Origin of the sequence: Pseudomonas paraeruginosa, assembly GCF_003025345.2 — a bacterium.
Taxonomy (GTDB): domain Bacteria; phylum Pseudomonadota; class Gammaproteobacteria; order Pseudomonadales; family Pseudomonadaceae; genus Pseudomonas; species Pseudomonas paraeruginosa.
This window is the reverse complement of sequence record NZ_CP020560.1, coordinates 1485280-1502993: the sequence shown is the minus strand read 5'-3', so window position 1 is coordinate 1502993 and position 17714 is coordinate 1485280. Positions and strand designations below refer to the sequence as shown.

Genomic DNA, 17714 nt, shown 5'->3' with positions numbered 1-17714 from the left:
CTGTTCCTGCGCGGAAGGGCGAACGCGTAGCGCCCGGACAACCCTTCGAAATTGAAAAAGCCTGCTGAATCGGACTGGTCAATAACTGCGCAATCGACTAAGCTATTTTCGAATTCGAACAAAACGACGTTCACTTTCGACTTCAGGGCCTTTCACATGAGTCAAGCGCACACCCCCTCCGCTCCACTCGCCGAAGTCTACGATGTCGCCGTGGTCGGCGGTGGCATCAACGGTGTAGGGATCGCCGCCGACGCAGCCGGGCGCGGCCTGTCGGTGTTCCTTTGCGAACAGCACGACCTGGCCCGGCACACCTCCTCGGCCAGCAGCAAGCTGATCCACGGCGGCCTGCGCTACCTCGAACACTACGAATTCCGCCTGGTCCGCGAAGCCCTGGCCGAGCGCGAGGTCCTGCTGGCCAAGGCGCCGCACATCGTCAAGCCGCTGCGCTTCGTCCTGCCGCACCGGCCGCACCTGCGCCCGGCCTGGATGATCCGCGCCGGCCTGTTCCTCTACGACCACCTCGGCAAGCGTGAGAAGCTGCCCGCCTCGCGCGGCCTGCGCTTCACCGGCAGCAGCCCGCTGAAGGCCGAGATCCGCCGTGGCTTCGAATATTCCGACTGCGCGGTGGACGACGCGCGCCTGGTGGTGCTCAACGCGATCTCCGCCCGCGAGCACGGCGCCCACGTCCATACCCGCACCCGCTGCGTCAGCGCCCGCCGCAGCAAGGGCCTCTGGCACCTGCACCTGGAACGCAGCGACGGCAGCCTGTATTCGATCCGCGCCCGCGCCCTGGTGAACGCCGCCGGCCCCTGGGTGGCGCGCTTCATCCAGGACGACCTGAAACAGAAGTCGCCCTACGGCATCCGCCTGATCCAGGGCAGCCACATCATCGTGCCGAAGCTGTATGAAGGCGATCACGCCTACATCCTGCAGAACGAGGACCGCCGCATCGTCTTCGCCATTCCCTATCTGGATCGCTTCACCATGATCGGCACCACCGATCGCGAGTACCAGGGCGATCCGGCCAAGGTGGCGATCAGCGAAGAGGAAACCGCCTACCTGCTGCAAGTGGTCAACGCCCACTTCAAGCAGCAGCTGGCGGCCAGCGACATCCTGCACAGCTTCGCCGGCGTGCGTCCGCTGTGCGACGACGAGTCCGACGAGCCTTCGGCGATCACCCGCGACTACACCCTGTCGCTCTCCGCCGGCAACGGCGAGCCGCCACTGCTCTCGGTGTTCGGCGGCAAGCTGACCACCTACCGCAAGCTGGCCGAATCGGCGCTGGCGCAGCTTCAGCCGTTCTTCGCCAACCTCGGCCCGGCCTGGACCGCCAAGGCGCCGCTGCCGGGCGGCGAGCAGATGCAGAGCGTCGAGGCGCTCACCGAGCAACTGGCCAACCGCTACGCCTGGCTCGACCGCGATCTGGCCCTGCGCTGGGCGCGCAGCTATGGCACCCGCGTGTGGCGCCTGCTGGACGGGGTCAACGGCGAAGCCGATCTCGGCGAGCACCTGGGCGGCGGCCTGTATGCCCGCGAAGTGGACTACCTGTGCGAGCACGAGTGGGCCCAGGACGCCGAGGACATCCTCTGGCGCCGCAGCAAGCTCGGCCTGTTCCTCTCGCCGAGTCAGCAGGTGCGCCTCGGCCAGTACCTGCAGAGCGAGCATCCGCATCGCCCGCGGGTCCGCGCGGCCTGATCGCCAGCCAGAAGCGACGAGGCCCGCATTGCGGGCCTCGCTCGTTATGGAACGGCACGGGACGATCCGGGCATAATGTGCGACGCCACCAAGCCGGTGGCGCCGCCGCAGTCGAGAAACCCGTGGACCTGATGTTCAAGGCGCTGATCGGCGCCGCCGTGGTCGTGCTCCTCGCCGTCCTGTCGAAGACCCGCAACTACTACATCGCCGGCCTGGTGCCGCTGTTCCCCACCTTCGCCCTGATCGCCCACTACATCGTCGGCAAGGGCCGTTCGCTGGACGACCTGAAGACCACCATCGTCTTCGGCATGTGGTCGATCATCCCCTACTTCGTCTATCTCGCCGCGCTCTACCTGCTGGTCGAGCGCTTCCGCCTGGAGACCTCTCTGGCCCTGGCGGCGCTGGCCTGGCTGGTGGCGGCAAGCGTGCTGGTGGGCCTCTGGGTACGCCTGCACGCCTGAGACCGCGAGCGCGGCTTCAGAGCTGGACGACGCTGGCCTGGCGATGGGCCTTCAGGTAAGGCACCACCGCCGCCAGCAACGGCTCCTTGAAGGCTTCCTGGAAGCGATGGGCGAGACCGGGGATGAGCTTCAGCTCCGAGCCGCGGATGTGCGCCGCCACGTGCACGCCGTGCATCACCGGCAACAGCGGGTCGGCGGTGCCGTGGATGACCAGGGTCGGCACCTGCAGGCGATTGAGCAGCGGCACCCGGCTCGGCTCGGCGAGGATCGCCAGCAGTTGCCGCTGCACGCCCTCGGGATTGAACGCACGGTCGTAGGAGCGCGCGGCCTGCTGCAGAAGCTGCTGACGATCGTCGCGCACCTCCGGGCTGCCCAGCGCCGCCAGCAGGTCGGCCTGCTGCTCGACCGCCTGTTCACGGCTGGCCGCCTCGCGTCGCGCCAGCAGGCGCAGCAGCGACTCGCTGGGCGCCGGCAGGCCTTCGGCGCCGGAGCTGGTCATCACCAGGGTCAGGCTGAGCAGGCGCTGCGGCGCCATGTCGGCGATGTGCTGGGCGATCATCCCGCCCATGCTGGCGCCGAGCACATGGGCCTGGGGGATATCCAGCGCGTCGAGCAGATGCAGGGCATCGCCGGCCATGTCGGTGAGGGTATAGGGCGCGCTGACCGGCAGGCCGAGGCGATAGCGCACCACTTCGTAGGTCAGCCGCGAGCTGGGCACCGGCACGTTCCAGGCCGACAGGCCGACGTCGCGGTTGTCGTAGCGGATCACCCGGAAGCCTTGCTCGCACAGGGCGCTGACCACCTCGTCCGGCCAGTGGATCAGTTGCCCGCCCAGGCCCATCACCAGCAGTAGGGCCGGATCGCTGTCGCGGCCGATGCTCTGGTAGGCCAGGCGCACGTCGCCCAGTTCGACGGTCTCGGTCGCTACCCGCGCATCGCAACGCGCCGCCGCGAAGGAAGAAAGGCTGCACAGCAGGGCAGCCAGGAAGATGAAAGCACGCATGAAGGAAAATCCAGAACGCAAGACCCCAGTGGAACGCGATTCTGATTAAATCTCGTCCAGCGTGCTGCCACGAAACCGTGACAGTTTGATGAATGCCGCCGGGCGGTCGCCCGGCGGCTCGTTCAGGCGAGGTTCGCCTGGCGCAGCTGGCGGGCGGCCGCCACCATATTGGCCAGGGCCGCCTCGGTCTCGGCCCAGGCGCGGGTCTTCAGGCCGCAGTCGGGGTTGACCCACAGGCGCGCGGCCGGTATCCGTTCGGCGGCCTTGCTCAGCAGCTTGACCATGTCCTCCACCGCCGGCACTCGCGGCGAGTGGATATCGTAGACCCCCGGGCCGATCTCGTTGGGATAGGCGAAGGCCTCGAACGCCTCGAGCAACTCCATGTCCGAACGCGAGGTCTCGATGGTGATCACGTCGGCGTCCATCGCCGCGATGGACTCGATCACATCGTTGAACTCGCTGTAGCACATGTGGGTGTGGATCTGCGTCTCGTCGCGCACCCCGGAAGCGCACAGGCGGAAGGCTTCGGTCGCCCACTCCAGATAGTGCGGCCAGTCGGCGCGACGCAGCGGCAGGCCTTCACGGAACGCCGCCTCGTCGATCTGGACGATACGGATGCCGGCCTGCTCCAGGTCGCTGACCTCGTCGCGCAGCGCCAGCGCCAGTTGCCGTGCCTGCACCTCGCGGGACACGTCTTCGCGCGGGAACGACCACATGAGCATGGTCACCGGACCGGTCAGCATGCCCTTCATGACCTTGCCGGTCAGGCTCTGCGCGTAGCGGATCCACTCCACCGTCATCGGCCGCGGCCGGCTCAGGTCGCCGTAGATCACCGCCGGCTTCACGCAGCGCGAACCGTAGCTCTGCACCCAGCCGAAGCGGGTGAAGGCGTAGCCGTCCAGTTGCTCGGCGAAGTATTCCACCATGTCGTTGCGCTCGGCCTCGCCATGCACCAGCACATCCAGGCCCAGGCGCTCCTGCACTTGCACGGCGTGACGGATCTCGCTGTGCATGGCCTCGGTGTACTCGGCCTGGCTGAGCCTGCCCTGCTTCCAGGATTGCCGCGCTAGGCGGATCGCCGAGGTCTGCGGGAAGGAACCGATGGTGGTGGTGGGGAACGCCGGCAGCTCCAGCCGCGCCCGCTGCTGCACGGCGCGCTCGGCGAAGGCCGAGGCGCGCTGGCTGTCCTGTGGCCGCACCGCGGCCAGGCGCGCCTGCACCTCGCGCTTGTGGATGCGCGTCGAGCGGCGACGACTGGCCTCTACCCGGCGGCTGACCTCGAAGGCCTGGCGCACCTCGGGCGCTTCCGGCTCGACCAGCGCGCGCGCCAGGATCGCCACTTCCTCGCACTTCTGCACGGCGAACGCCAGCCAGCTCTGCAGTTCCTCGTCCAGCTGGTCCTCACGGCACAGGTCCACCGGACTGTGCAGCAGGGAGCAGGACGGCGCCACCCAGAGCCGCTCGCCGAGCCGCTCATGGGCGTGGGCGAGCACCTCCAGGGCCTTCTCCAGGTCGCAGCGCCAGACGTTGCGGCCATTGACCAGCCCCAGCGAAAGTACCTTGTAGGCCGGCAGGCGATCGAGAATGGTCGGGTACTGCCCGGGGGCTCGCACCAGGTCGATGTGCAGGCCATCCACCGGCAGGCCGGCGGCCAGCCCGAGGTTGTCCTCCAGCCCGCCGAAATAGGTGGCGACCAGCTTCTTCAACGGTTCGCGCTGGATCAGGTTGTAGGCGCGCTCGAAGGCGTTCTTCCATGCCTGCGGCAGGTCGAGGACGAGGATCGGCTCATCGATCTGCACCCATTCGACGCCACGTGCCGCCAGGCCCTGGAAGATCTCCCCGTAGACCGGCAGCAGCCGCTCGAGCAATTCGAGCCTGTCGAACTCGCCGCCCTTGGCCTTGCCCAGCCACAGGTAGCTCAGCGGGCCGATCAGCACCGGCTTCACCGCGTGACCGAGGGCCAGCGCCTCGTCGACCTCTTCGAACAGCTGCGTCCAGCTCAGGCTGAACGCCTGGTCGACGGTGAACTCCGGGACCAGGTAGTGGTAGTTGGTGTCGAACCACTTGGTCATTTCCTGGGCATGCGCGCCGCCGCAACAGCCTTGGGCGACGCCGCGGGCCATGGCGAACAGGGTATCCAGGGTCGGCTGGCCGTCGGCCGGACGGAAGCGCTCGGGGATCACCCCGAAGGCCAGCGAGTGCGCCAGGACCTGGTCGTACCAGGCGAAGTCGCCCACCGGCAGCAGTTCGATGCCGGCGTCCTTCTGCAGTTGCCAGTGCTGCCGGCGCAGCTCGCGGCCGACCTGGAGCAGGCCGGGCTGGTCGAGTTCGCCCTTCCAGTAGGCTTCCAGCGCCTTCTTCAGTTCACGGTCGCGGCCGATGCGGGGAAAACCGAGGGTGTGGGCGAGCGCCATGCCGAAATCTCCATGCAAATTGATGGAGGGATTGTCGACAGCGCCAGGCGCATGAGACAAACTCAATAAATTCGCTTTGTCATCAAGTTTTGCTCATACAGAGGCGCGCCATGCTCGAACTTCGCCATCTCAAGACCCTGCACGCCTTGCGCGAAGCCGACAGCCTGGTCGAAGCCGCCGAGCGCCTGCACCTGACCCAATCGGCGTTGTCGCACCAGTTCAAGGAGCTCGAGGAGCGCCTGGGCATGCAGTTGTTCGTGCGCAAGACCAAGCCGGTGCGCTTCACCAGCGCCGGACTGCGCCTGCTGCAACTGGCCGACTCGCTGCTGCCCCAGCTGCGCACCGCCGAGCGCGACCTGGCGCGGCTCGCCGGCGGCACCGCCGGACGCCTGCACATGGCGATCGAATGCCACAGTTGCTTCCAGTGGCTGATGCCGACCATCGACCAGTTCCGCGACGCCTGGCCGGAGGTCGAGCTGGACCTGGCCTCGGGTTTCTCCTTCGCGCCGCTACCGGCCCTGGCCCGCGGCGACCTCGACCTGGTGGTGACGGCCGACCCGGTCGAGTTGCCCGGCATCACCTACGTGCCGCTGTTCACCTACGAGGCCCTGCTGGCGGTGGCCAACCAGCATGTCCTGGCCAGCCGGCCATGCATCGTCGCGGAAGACCTGGAGCGGGAAACCCTGATCACCTACCCGGTGGAGCGCGACCGCCTGGACATCTTCACCCGCTTCCTCGACCCCGCCGACATCGAGCCGGCCCAGGTGCGCACCGCCGAACTGACGGTGATGATGATGCAACTGGTGGCCTCCGGACGCGGCGTCTGCTGCCTGCCCAACTGGGCGCTGCACGAGTACAGCTCGCGCGGCTACGTGACCGCCCGCCGCCTCGGGAGAAGGGCCTGTACTGCACGCTCTTCGCCGCGATCCGCGCGGACATGCTCGACGCGCCGTTCATGCGCGACTTCCTGCTCACCGCCAAGGACACTTCCTTCGCCACCCTCGAAGGGGTCAGCGCCGCCAAGGGCTGAGCGGCTCAGAACAGCGACAGCTCGTAGGTCAGGTACAGGCGGTTCTCGTCGATGTCGCGGGCGAAGGCCGAGCGATAGGTCGCGTTGCGCCAGACCAGCCCCAGGCCCTTCAGCGCGCCGCCCTGCAACACGTAGCGCAGGTCGCTGTCGCGCTCCCATTCGCGGCTGCCATCGGCGCCCTTCGGCTGCGCGCCGTGGCCGCTGAAATAGCGCGTCATCAGGCTCAGGCCGGGCAATCCGAGTGGCGCGAAGTCGCAGTCGTAGCGCAGTTGCCAGGAGGACTCGCCGGCCTCGGCGAAATCGTTGTACTGGCCGAAGTTGACCAGGTACGGATCGCTCCCCTCCAGGTAGGGGAAGCCGTGATCGCCGCCCATCCGCTGGTAGCCCAGGGCGAAGGCCTGGCCGTTACGCCGGCGGTAGGTGAGCGACCCGCTGAAGGAGCGGTTGTCGATGCGGCCGCCGCGAGCGCCGCCAGCGTCGCGGCTGAGCGCCAGGCGCAAGTCGCTTTCCAGGCTGTCCGCGGCAACGCCGATGCGTCCTTTGAGACCGAGGAAATGCTGGACGTAGACCTGCTCCAGTTCGCCATGGTGGTAGCTGGCGGTCCAGTCCGGGGCGATGCGGTAGTCCAGGCCGGCAAGGTCGAAACGGTCCGCCTGCGCCGCTCCGGCGAAACGCCGGTTGCGGTTGAACAGCGCCAGGTCGCCGGTACCCGCCTCGTTGCGCTGGCTGACCTCGGTCAGCCGCCCGAGATGCAGGCTCAGCCCGGACAGTTCGCCGGAGGTCAGCAGCACGCCCTGGAACACCTGGGGAAACAGTCGCCCGTAGTTGGGCTGGACGGTCGGTAACTTCGGCAGCAGGCCGCCGACCCTCAGTTCGCTGCGTGACAGGCGCAGCCTGGCGGTCGGTTCGAGCCGCGCGTAGTCACCCGCCGCGCCGCCACCCTCGCGGACCGGCAGCAGGCCGGTACCGCTGCGCCCGGCTCCGGAGTCGAAACGAACGCCCAGCTTGCCGAGCAGATCGACACCGATGCCCAGGGTGCCGGCGGTATAGCCCGAGCGGTAGTCGAAGAGGAAGCCCTGGGCCCACTCCTCGCTTTTTGCACGTCCCGCACCATCGCGGAAGTCGCGGTTCATGTAGAAGTTACGCAGGGCCAGGCTGGCCCGGGCGTCCTCGACGAAGCCGTCGGCCAGCGCCGGAGCGCCGTCGCAGGCAAGGCTGGCGAAAAGGGCAAACGCGCATTTCTTGTTGTTGTTCATACGCACTCCGAACGGGCGCCTGGGCGCCTCTTTTTCAGGTAGACATCAGCAACGCTCGAGCACCATGGCCACCCCCTGGCCGACCCCGACGCACAGACTGACCACCGCGTAGCGCCGCTCCAGGCGCTGCAGGCCACGCGCGGCGGTGAGCGCCAGGTGCGCGCCGGAGGCGCCGAGCGGGTGGCCGAGGGCGATGGCGCCGCCATGGGGATTGACCCGTGGGTCGTCGTAGTCCAGGCCGAGCAGCTTCAGGCAGGCCAGGACCTGCGGCGCGAAGGCCTCGTTGATCTCGATCAGGCCGACCTCGTCGAGGCCGATGCCGGCGCGCTGCAACGCGCGGAGGATCGCCAGGTGCGGGCCGATGCCCATCAGCCGTGGCTCGACTCCGACGCTGGCGGAAGCGAGGATTCGCGCCAGCGGGGCAACGCCCTCGCGTTCGCCGATGGCGCGGTCGCCCAGCAGCAGCACCGCCGCGCCATCGTTGATCCCGGTGGCGTTGCCGGCGGTGACCACGCCGTCGGCGAACAGGGGCGGCAAGCGCGCCAGGGCGGCCAGGTCGACCCGCGGGCGCGGATGCTCGTCGTGCTCGACCCACAGCGTCTGGTCCCGGCTTGCGCCGCGCACCGCCACGGGAAGAATCTCCCCGGCGAAGAAACCGGATGCCAGCGCCGCCTGGTAGCGTGCCTGCGAGCCGGCAGCGAAACGGTCGGCCTCCTCGCGTTCGATGCCGAAGGCGCGCGCCACGTTGTCGCCGGTCTCCGGCATGCTGTCGTTGCCATGGCGCTCGACCAGCCGGGGGTTGGCGAAACGCGCGCCGATGGTGCTGTCGAAGACGTTCAGCGCGCGGCTGAAGGCGCTTTCCGCCTTGCCCATGACGAAGGGCGCGCGGGACATGCTTTCGGCACCACCGGCCAGGTACAGCCGGCCTTCGCCGCAACTGATCGCGCGTGCCGCGTCGATCACCGCCGACAGCCCGCTGGCGCACAGCCGGTTGATCGTCTGCCCGGGCAGGCGCGCCGGCAGGCCGGCGGCGAGCAGCGCGTTGCGCGCCAGGTTGCGGCTGTCCTCGCCGGCCTGGTTGGTGCAGCCGAGGATCACATCCTCCAGGTCGTCGACGGCGAACCCACAGGTTTCCGCCAGGCGCGCCAGCAACGCGCCGGCCAGGTCGTCCGGACGCACCGAGGCGAGCGCCCCGGCGTGCCGGCCGAAGGGCGTGCGCAGGCCGGCATAGATATAGGCATCGAGCATGGTGTGTCGCTCCACGAAGGGGTCAGGCGGCCAACGGGCTGTCCGGCTGGCGCAGGGAAAGGCCCAGCTCGGCGCGCCGGCGCAGCCAGGGGCTGGGCCGATAGCGCGGGTCGCCGCTGAGTGCGTGGAGACGCTCGAGGATGCGCAGCACGCGCCCGGCACCGAGGCGATCGCCCCACTCCAGCGGTCCCAGCGGATAGCCGAGGCCGAGACGCACCGCCAGGTCGATGTGCTCCACCGAAGCGATGCCCTGCTGGGCGATGTCGCAGGCCAGGTTGACGATCGCCGCCAGGCTGCGCTGGACGATGAAGCCGGCGCTGTCGCGGATCACCGTCACCCCCGCGCCGTCCCAGGCGAACAGGGCGTGGGCGGCGTCCCGCAGGTCGGGCCGGGTGACCGGGTTGAGCATCAGGCAACGGCGCCGCTCCAGGTCCGACAGCACATCGATGGCCAGGCTGCGCGTCGGATCGACCTCGAAGCGGCGCGCCGCGGTACTGGTGTCATCGCCGAGCGGCGCGAGCAGGCAGAGTGCGGCGGCGGAGGGACGCTCGCCGTTCTCCACCTCGGCGCCCAGGCGCTGCAACAGCGCCAGCAGCGGCGCGCGGTCGTCCTCGTCATCGACCCCCAGCCATACCGGCGGCAACGCAGCCCCGCCGGCGACGGCCGGCGCGACGGCAGGCGGCGGCGCTGTTCCGGCATGGCAATGGAAGCCACGTCCGCTCTTGCGGCCCAGGCGGCCGGCGGCGAGCATCTGGCGCAACACCGGATGCGGGCGGTAGCGCGGCTCCTCGTAGTACTGCCGGTAGATCGACTCCATCACCGGCAGGCTGACGTCGAGACCGACCAGGTCGAACAGCTCGAACGGCCCCATGCGGAACCCGGCGCCCTCACGCAGGACTTCGTCGATCGCCGCCACGGGCGCCACGTTTTCGCCGAGCATGCGCAGCGCCTCGGTGCCGAAGGCCCTTCCGGCATGGTTGACGATGAAGCCGGGGCTATCGCTGGCGCGCACCGCCTGGTGACCCAGGGTCGCCACCAGCGCGCACAGCCGCTCGGCGACCCCGGCGCGGGTGGCGAGGCCGTCGATCACCTCGACCAGGCGCATCAGCGGCACCGGGTTGAAGAAATGCAGGCCGGCGACCCGTCCGGGATCGCGGCAGGCCGAGGCGATGGCGGTGATCGACAGCGACGAGGTGTTGCTGGCGAGGATCGCCTCGTCGTCGAGCACCTCTTCCAACTGGCGGAACAGCGCCTGCTTGGCGCCCAGGTCCTCGATGATCGCCTCGACCACCAGTTGGCAGGCGCAGAGGATCCGCAGGTCCTCGACCACCCGCAGGTTGTTCAGGGCGCGCGCGCTCGCTTCCTGGGTCAGCCGGCCTTTTTCCACCTGCCTGGCAAGCGTTCGGGCGATAGCGTCGCGCGCTTGCGCCGCCGCGCCCTGGCGGCTGTCGAAGAGCAGCACCGAGAGGCCGGCGCAGGCGGCGAGCTGGGCGATGCCCTGGCCCATGGCGCCGGTGCCGACGATGCCGATACGGGTTAGCGGTTGTTCGTTCATTTTCCCAGGTACTCCGCGGTGCGCTTTTCCAGGAAGGCGCGCATGCCTTCCTTCTGGTCGTGGCTGTCGAACAGCAGCTGGAAGGCCTTGCGCTCCAGCGCCAGGGCCTGCTCCAGCGGCAGGTCGGCGCCGGCGGCGAACACCGTGGCGGTTCCGGTGAGTACCACGACCCGGGTTTCGGCGCAGGCGTCGAGACGCTCGACATGCGCGGCCAGCGTCTCGCGCAGGCGCATGTTGAGGGCGTTGAGCCGCGCCGGACGGTTCAGCCGCAACAGGGCCACGCCCTGCTCCGGCCGCTCCAGCAGCACGAGTTCGGGGCACGCGTCCCCCTGGAAGGAATCCATGGCGATCTCCAATTGCTCGGGTAATGGATTGCGCGGCGCCCTGGCGGGCGACTCAGCCGCGGACGATGCCGCGCTGGATCAGCGAGTCGATGACCTCGGCGGACAGCCCCAGTCCGCCGAGGATCTCCCGACTGTTCTCGCCGAGCGCCGGCGGCGCGCTGCGATAACTGGCGGGTGTGCGCGAAAGCTTCACCGGCGAGGCGATGCCACGGTAGCCATCGAGTTCCACCAGCATGCCGCGATGCCGGGTGTGCGGGTGCTCCACCACCCGCTCCACCGTGGCGATGGCGCCACAGGGCACGCCGAGGCGGATCAGCCGTTCGGCCAGCTCGCGCCCGTCATGGGCCGCGAGGCGCTCCTCCAACGCCCGCTTCAACGCCTCGCGGTTCACCGAACGCTTGCCGTTGTCGGCGAAGCGCGGGTCGGTCGGCAACTCCTCGGCGCCCAGGTATTCGCACAGGCGGGCGAACTGGCGGTCGTTGCCGACCGCCAGGAAGATCGGCTCGGTGCCGCTACGGTAGCTGTCGTAGGGCGCGATGTTCGGGTGGGCGTTGCCGGTGCGCCGGGGCGCGCGGCCCGAGGCGAAGTAGTTCGGCAGGTGTGGGTGCAGCAGGGACAGGCCGCAGTCGTACAGGGCGATGTCCACCGACTGCCCGCGCCCGCTCGCCTGGCGCTCGTGGAGGGCGAGGAGGATGCCGGCCACGGCGTTCAGCCCGCTGACCATGTCGACGATCGGCAGACCGATGCGCAGGGCGTCGCCGCCGGCCTCGCCGTTCACGCTCATCAGTCCGGCCATCGCCTGGATCGCCGCGTCGTAGCCGGGCAGCCCGCCGAGCGGGCCGTCGGCGCCGAAGCCGGACACCGCGCAATGGATCAGCCGCGGGAAACGCTCGCGCAACACCTCCTGGTAACCCAAACCCCAGCGCGCCAGGGTCCCGGGCTTGAAGTTCTCCAGCAGCACGTCGGCGTCCTCCAGCAGTCGTAGCAGCAGTTCGATGCCCTGCGGCTGCGCCAGGTCGACGGCGATGCCCTTCTTGTTGCGGTTCACGCCCTTGAAGTAGGACGCCATGCCGCCCTCGAAGGGCGGCCCCCAAGCGCGGGTCTCGTCGCCGCCCAGGGGTTCCAGCTTGATCACTTCGGCGCCGTGGTCGGCCAGCGCCTGGGAACAGTAGGGTCCACCCAGGACCCGGCTGAGATCGATGATTTTCAGGCCACGCAGGGCGCCGACGGGGTTGGTCATGACGACTCTCTGGTTGTTATGGGCGGGGATTGCCGGCAGTCAGGCCGGCAGCAGTTGCATGGCCTCGGCCTGGCTCAACGGCGTTTCGCCGACCAGCCTGCCCAGCAGTTCGGCCTGGCTGGACCAATCCTCCAGGCGCAGCGGGTCGCGCGGCAGCAGCCTGTGCCGGGCGACCAGCAGGGCCAGGGCCAGGCGACGCTGGTCGGGCGCCTGGCGGCTGGCCTCCCAGGCCATGAAGATCGCCGTGCACAGGTGGTAGAGGGCGCTGCCGGCCTGGCGCACCTGTTCGTCCAGGCGCTGCGCGGCGACCCCGGCCATGGTCTCGACGACGCGCTCGAGCAGGCCGTCGAACAGGTCGCGGGCGGCCTTTGGCAACCCGCTGGCGTCGAGCAGGCCGCGCAGGTGGCGGCGCAAGGGTTCCAGCGCCTGTTCACGGCTGACCGCGCGGGCGATGTCCAGCGCCACGATGTTGCTGGTACCTTCCCAGATCGAGCCGAGGTGGGCGTCGCGCACCAGCCGCGCGTCGCTCCACTCCTCGATGTAGCCGACCCCGCCGCGCACTTCCATGGCGTCCCCGGTGACCCGCCGCGCATCGCGACAGGCGCGGAACTTGATCAGCGGGGTGAGGATGCGCACGCACTTCTGCGCCTCGCCGTCGCCGCCGTCGGCGCGCGGCAACAGGGTGGCGATCTGCATGAACATCGAGCGCGCCTGCTCGGTGGGCAGCATCAGCTTGAGCAATTGCTTCTGCATCAGCGGCATCTCCACCAGATACCTGCCGAAGGCGCGGCGGTGGCGGGCGACGAACAGCGCCTCGTTCAGCGCCCGGCGCATCAGGCCGGCGGCGCGCACGCCATTGGACAGGCGCGACATGTTGACCATGTCGGCCATCTGCTGGAAGCCGCGGCCGATCTCGCCGATCAGGTAGGCGCTGGCGCCTTCCAGGCGGACCTCGCCGCTAGCCATGGAGCGGCTGCCCAGCTTGTCCTTCAGGCGGACGATGCGGTAGGCGTTGCGCGAACCGTCCTCGCGAAGCTTCGGCAGGAGGAACAGGGTCACGCCCTTCATGCCTTCCGGCGCGCCCTCGGGGCGTGCGAGGACCATCGCCAGGTCGGCGTCCGGGTTGGAGCAGAACCACTTGTCGCCATACAGCTTCCACTCGCCGCCCTCCTCCCGCGCCACGGTACGGGTTCGCGCCACGTCGGAGCCGGCGGCCTGCTCGGTCATGAACATGGCGCCCTGGAACAGCTCGTCGAAATCCCGCGAGGCCAGGGACGGCAGGTAGCGTTCGACCAGTTCCGGGGCGCCGAACCGGCGCAGGGTACGGGTCAGCGAGTCGGTCATGCTGACCGGGCAGCAGAGGCCGAACTCGGCCTGCACGAACAGGTGGGTGAGCGTGTATTTCACCAGCGGCGGCGGACCGTCCGGGCGATGGCTCATGGCGGCGAGGCCGAGTTCGGCATAGGCGATCCGCTCGAGAGCGATGTAGTCCGGATGCTTGCGGACGCTCTGCCGGTCCTCGCCACGCCGGGTACGCGGTGCCAACACTGGCGGGTTCTTGTCCGCCGCCAGCGCCAGCACGTCGAGCTCGCCGCCGGCGCGGGCGCCGAGGCGCTCGAAGACCGGCCGCCATTCGGCGAGCAGGGCCGGCGGCAGGTACACCTCCAGCAGCCGCTCCAGGGCGGGATCGCAAGTGTAGAGATTCAGCCCGCGGCTGTCGGGGATGTTCAGGGTGTCTTCGGCGAGTACTTCGGGCATGGCGGTCATGGCGCGGCTCCTGCTGGTCTTGCGCCGAGACTAGGGGAGTGCTTCGATAAGCGGCCAATACAAAAAAAATCCTCCACGATAAGAAAAACAGATCGTAGAACCGGTGCCTGCCATGGATCTCAGACAGCTTCGCTATTTCATCGCCGTCGCCGAAGAGCTGCATTTCGGCCGCGCCGCCGCGCGCCTGTTCATCTCCCAGCCGGCGCTGAGCTTCGATATCAAGAAGCTGGAAGAACAGCTGGGCATCCAACTGCTGCTGCGCAACAACAAGTCGGTGAAGCTCACCGGTGCCGGCCAGGTCCTGCTGGTGGAGGCACGCAACCTGCTGCTGCAGGCAGAGAAGGTGAAACGCCTGACCCAGCTGTCCGCCGAGGGCGACGTCGGCCAACTGCGCGTCGGCTTCGTCAACTCCATGCTCTACCGCGGCCTGCCCAGGGCCATGTCCCGCTTCGAACGGGAGCATCCGAACATGGAGGTGGTGCTCGGCGAAATGAACAGCGCGGAACAGGCCCAGGCCTTGCTGCGCGGGCAGATCGACCTGGGCTTCGTGCACTGGGGCAGGCTGCCGGCGGAAATCGTCTCCGAACCCTTGATCAGCGACCCGTTCCTCTGCTGCCTGCCCGCCGGACACCGCCTGGCAGGCCAGGCGCGCCTGGACCTCGCCGAGCTGCGCGACGAAGACTTCATCCTCTTCCCGCGCCACGTCTCCCCGCACTACCACGACCTGATCATCGCCCGTTGCGTGGACGCCGGCTTCAGCCCGCGCATCCGCCACGAGGCGCGCCTGTGGCAGACCGTCGCCGCCATGGTCGGTCTCGGCATGGGCGTCGCGCTGATCCCGGAGACCCTCTGCCTGGCCTGGAGGAACGAGGTGCGCTACCTGGAGATCGAGCCGGCCGGCGCGCGCTCGGAGATCCACGCGATCCTTCCGGCCAGCGAACCCTCCCGGGCGGCGCAGGCGTTCCTGGCGACGCTGAAGAACGGCCTGGACGATGCCTGAGCGAGCGCTGACGGAAAACGTCGATATGGAATCCCTTATCGAGCCATAAGATTAAAAGACTATTGATTCGCGGGGGCGCCACCTAGACTCCGAGGCACCCGGGTCAACACCGACACCTTCCCCGACGACGGAAACCGACGTTTCCGCCCCGCCCCTTCCGAGGGGCGGCAGGGAGCGGCGTGTCGGCGAGAACAACAATAAACAGGACTCGACCCATGCCGCGTACGCCCCGTCCCGAAGACGCCGCCCTGCACACCAAGGCCCGCAGGGCCGGTATCGCCTCGTTCATCGGCACCACCATCGAATGGTACGACTTCTACATCTACGGCCTGGCCGCCGCCCTGGTGTTCGGCAAGGTGTTCTTCCCCGCCGACATGGACCCCGGCCTGGCCACCCTGCTGTCCTTCGTCACCCTCTGGTCGGGCTTCATCGCTCGCCCGCTCGGCGGGATCATCTTCGGCCACCTCGGCGACCGCATCGGGCGCAAGACAACCCTGGTGGTCACCCTGGTCATGATGGGCATCGCCACCACCTGCATCGGCCTGCTGCCGGTCTATGCGCAGATCGGCGTCTGGGCGCCGATCTCCCTGGTGGCGCTGCGTATCGTCCAGGGCATCGCGGTCGGCGGCGAATGGGGTGGCGCCATCCTGATCGCCAGCGAAAGCGCGCCCAGGGGCAAGGGCATCCTCTACGCCGCCTTCGCCCAGCAGGGCTCGCCCACCGGCAACCTCCTGGCGACCCTGGTGTTCTTCGCCCTCAGCGCCCTGCCCGCCCCGGACTTCCTGCTCTGGGGCTGGCGCGCGCCGTTCCTGCTCTCGGCGGCGCTGGTCATCGTCGGCATGCTGATCCGCCTGAAGCTGGAGGAGTCGGAAGACATGAAACGCGTGCTGGCGCAGAAGCGCACGGTGAAGCTGCCGCTCGCCGAGGTGCTGGGCAGGCACTGGAAGATCGTCCTGCTCGGCGCCGGCGTGCTGCCGATCATCCATGTCACCTACTTCAAGAGCACCTTCGCCCTGTCCTGGGCGACCAAGACCCTCGGCTACAGCCAGGGCGCCTTCCTCGGCATCATCGTCATCGCCCTGGTGGTGCAGTTCGTCAGCCAACCCCTCGGCGCGCTGCTCACCTCGCGTATCGACATGCGCAAGGCGGTGTGCCTGATGGTGCTGCCGGAGTTCATCCTGATGCCGGCGATGTTCTTCGCCGTGGAAACCAGGATCTACTGGATCGCCGCCGTCGGCATGTGCCTGGCCACGGTGCCGCACGCGATGTTCTACGGCGCGGTGGGCGGCATCCTTGCCCGCGCCTTCCCGGCGCGGGTGCGCTACACCGGCCTGTCGCTGGCCTACCAGCTCTGCTCGCTGCTGGTCGGCGGCGGCACGCCGGTGCTGGCCCAGTGGATCCTCAACGGCACCGGCAGCATCCTCGGCGTGGCCCTGGCCTCGGCCTGCTATGCGCTGGTCTCGCTGGCCTGCACCCTGGCCCTGCTGCGGATCACCGGCTTCCACGCCAGCGAGCTGTCAACCGCCGAACGCGCCGACGCCGAGGAGCTGCCGCACCGCCCCGTGACTCCCGGCCGCGAAGCGGCGCTGCGCACGCCGGCCCGGTTGCTCGGCGGCAACCCCGGCTAGGGTTCGCCTGCCATCCGCCGCTCATGCTCGAGCAACCAGCGCTTGCGCCACAGGCCGCCACCGTAGCCGGTCAGGGAACCGTCCGCGCCGATCACCCGGTGGCAGGGAATCACGATGGCGATCTGGTTGGCGCCGTTGGCCCGGGCTACGGCGCGCACCGCCGACGGCGAGCCGATCGAGCGGGCCAGCCCGGCATAGCTCCGGGTGGTCCCGCATGGCACTTCGCGCAAGGCCTGCCAGACCGTCCGCGTGAAAGCCGAGGCGTGCAGCGCCAGAGGAGTCCGGAAATGCGTCCGTATGCCGCCGAAGTAGTCGGCGAGCTCCACCTCGATGCTGTCGATCGGGGCGAAGCGACCGAAGCCGATGCGCGAGCCGCTGCGCGCCTGCAGGCGCTTCAGCTCGCCCCCCAGGGCGGGGCGGTCGAAGAACTCCAGCAGATGCAGCGCCTGCGCGTCGGCCACCGCGAGCATGGCACCAAGCGGCGTCTGCAACCAGTCGGCCTTGAGCAACTCGCGTCCGCGCAACTGCGACGGCGGCTCGCCGAGCAGGCGGGCGAAGGCGCTACGGAAGCCGCTGTCCGAGTCGAAGCTGGCATCCAGTTGCGCGTCGATCACCCGCGCGCCCGAGGACAGCCGCTCGGCGCCCTGGCCGAGGCGGCGCAGGCGAGCCATTTCCAGGAAGGTCACGCCGAACTGGCGCTTGAAGGCGCGGCGGACGGTGGACGGGTCGTAGCCCAGCGCCGCGAGGTCATTTTCGAACCAGCGCCGCTGCGGCTGCCGGCCGAGGCGCTGGAGCAGGTCGCTGACCAGCGGCTCCTGCGCGCCGACCCGCTCCAGCGGCCGGCAGCGCAGGCAGGGCCGGAAACCGGCCTCGACGCAGCCCTTGATCGAATCGAAGAACTGCGTGTTCTCGCGCCTGGGCTTGCGTGCCGGGCAGGTCAGGCGGCAGAACACCCCGGTGCTCTTCACCCCGACGAAGGCGAAGCCGTCGTAGGCGGGATCGCGCGCCAGCAGCGCGGCGTACAGGGTGTCATCGTCGGGTAGGGGCGAGAACAGCGGCGCGGTATGCATGGC

13 protein-coding genes and 1 pseudogene are annotated in these 17714 nt (G+C 69.1%); 5 read left to right on the top strand and 9 right to left on the bottom strand.

Going from position 1 to position 17714, the window contains the following annotated elements:
* The first annotated feature begins 156 nt into the window (after nucleotides 1-156).
* Both glpD and B7D75_RS07240 read left to right on the top strand, forming a co-directional pair.
* Nucleotides 157-1695, top strand: coding sequence for a glycerol-3-phosphate dehydrogenase (glpD, locus tag B7D75_RS07245; protein ID WP_033996759.1), 1539 nt, complete (start codon nucleotides 157-159; stop codon nucleotides 1693-1695).
* A 131-nt stretch (nucleotides 1696-1826) separates the two neighbouring features.
* Nucleotides 1827-2156 carry a GlpM family protein gene (locus tag B7D75_RS07240; protein WP_003119370.1) on the top strand — a complete coding sequence of 110 codons (330 nt, stop codon included), beginning with the start codon at nucleotides 1827-1829 and terminating at the stop codon, nucleotides 2154-2156.
* Between the two features lie 16 nt (nucleotides 2157-2172).
* On the opposite strand, the gene B7D75_RS07235 is transcribed toward B7D75_RS07240, so the two are convergent.
* Together B7D75_RS07235 and metE are read right to left on the bottom strand one after the other, a co-directional pair.
* Nucleotides 2173-3159, bottom strand: coding sequence for an alpha/beta fold hydrolase (locus B7D75_RS07235; protein ID WP_012074733.1), 987 nt, complete (start codon nucleotides 3157-3159; stop codon nucleotides 2173-2175).
* Between the two features lie 122 nt (nucleotides 3160-3281).
* Entirely contained in the window at nucleotides 3282-5573 is a 2292-nt protein-coding gene (gene metE / locus B7D75_RS07230; protein WP_034080356.1) for a 5-methyltetrahydropteroyltriglutamate--homocysteine S-methyltransferase, read from the bottom strand.
* 110 nt (nucleotides 5574-5683) lie between these two features.
* Between metE and metR the strand changes: the two are divergent.
* Nucleotides 5684-6603: pseudogene (gene metR / locus B7D75_RS07225) on the top strand (transcriptional regulator MetR).
* 5 nt (nucleotides 6604-6608) lie between these two features.
* Here the strand turns inward: metR and B7D75_RS07220 are convergent.
* The 6 genes from B7D75_RS07220 to B7D75_RS07195 are packed head-to-tail and all read right to left on the bottom strand — an operon-like array spanning nucleotide 6609 to nucleotide 14013.
* A complete protein-coding gene (locus B7D75_RS07220; RefSeq protein WP_053816842.1) occupies nucleotides 6609-7859 on the bottom strand; it encodes an OprD family porin in 1251 nt (416 codons plus the stop codon).
* A 45-nt stretch (nucleotides 7860-7904) separates the two neighbouring features.
* Nucleotides 7905-9107 carry a 3-oxoadipyl-CoA thiolase gene (locus B7D75_RS07215; RefSeq protein ID WP_107113874.1) on the bottom strand — a complete coding sequence of 401 codons (1203 nt, stop codon included), beginning with the start codon at nucleotides 9105-9107 and terminating at the stop codon, nucleotides 7905-7907.
* A 22-nt stretch (nucleotides 9108-9129) separates the two neighbouring features.
* Nucleotides 9130-10662 (bottom strand): 3-hydroxyacyl-CoA dehydrogenase, encoded by a 1533-nt coding sequence (locus B7D75_RS07210; protein WP_043100915.1) that lies wholly within the window; start codon nucleotides 10660-10662, stop codon nucleotides 9130-9132.
* Nucleotides 10659-11006, bottom strand: a complete 348-nt coding sequence (locus B7D75_RS07205; protein ID WP_053813523.1) for an enoyl-CoA hydratase-related protein — start codon at nucleotides 11004-11006, stop codon at nucleotides 10659-10661. The genes B7D75_RS07210 and B7D75_RS07205 overlap by 4 nt, the downstream gene beginning before the upstream one ends.
* A 52-nt stretch (nucleotides 11007-11058) precedes the next feature.
* Nucleotides 11059-12246 carry a CaiB/BaiF CoA transferase family protein gene (locus B7D75_RS07200; RefSeq protein ID WP_053813522.1) on the bottom strand — a complete coding sequence of 396 codons (1188 nt, stop codon included), beginning with the start codon at nucleotides 12244-12246 and terminating at the stop codon, nucleotides 11059-11061.
* A gap of 39 nt (nucleotides 12247-12285) precedes the next feature.
* Nucleotides 12286-14013 carry an acyl-CoA dehydrogenase family protein gene (locus tag B7D75_RS07195; RefSeq protein ID WP_034080349.1) on the bottom strand — a complete coding sequence of 576 codons (1728 nt, stop codon included), beginning with the start codon at nucleotides 14011-14013 and terminating at the stop codon, nucleotides 12286-12288.
* Nucleotides 14014-14125: 112 nt separating this feature from the next.
* Here B7D75_RS07195 and B7D75_RS07190 point away from each other — a divergent pair, with 112 nt between their 5' ends.
* Together B7D75_RS07190 and B7D75_RS07180 are read left to right on the top strand one after the other, a co-directional pair.
* On the top strand, nucleotides 14126-15013 hold the full coding sequence (locus tag B7D75_RS07190; protein ID WP_034080347.1) for a LysR substrate-binding domain-containing protein: 888 nt from the start codon (nucleotides 14126-14128) through the stop codon (nucleotides 15011-15013).
* 215 nt (nucleotides 15014-15228) lie between these two features.
* Nucleotides 15229-16641, top strand: a complete 1413-nt coding sequence (locus tag B7D75_RS07180) for an MFS transporter (protein WP_107113873.1) — start codon at nucleotides 15229-15231, stop codon at nucleotides 16639-16641.
* Here B7D75_RS07180 and B7D75_RS07175 read toward each other — a convergent pair.
* Nucleotides 16638-17711 (bottom strand): bifunctional transcriptional activator/DNA repair enzyme AdaA, encoded by a 1074-nt coding sequence (locus B7D75_RS07175; protein ID WP_034080345.1) that lies wholly within the window; start codon nucleotides 17709-17711, stop codon nucleotides 16638-16640. The genes B7D75_RS07180 and B7D75_RS07175 overlap by 4 nt on opposite strands.
* Between the last annotated feature and the right edge of the window lie 3 nt (nucleotides 17712-17714).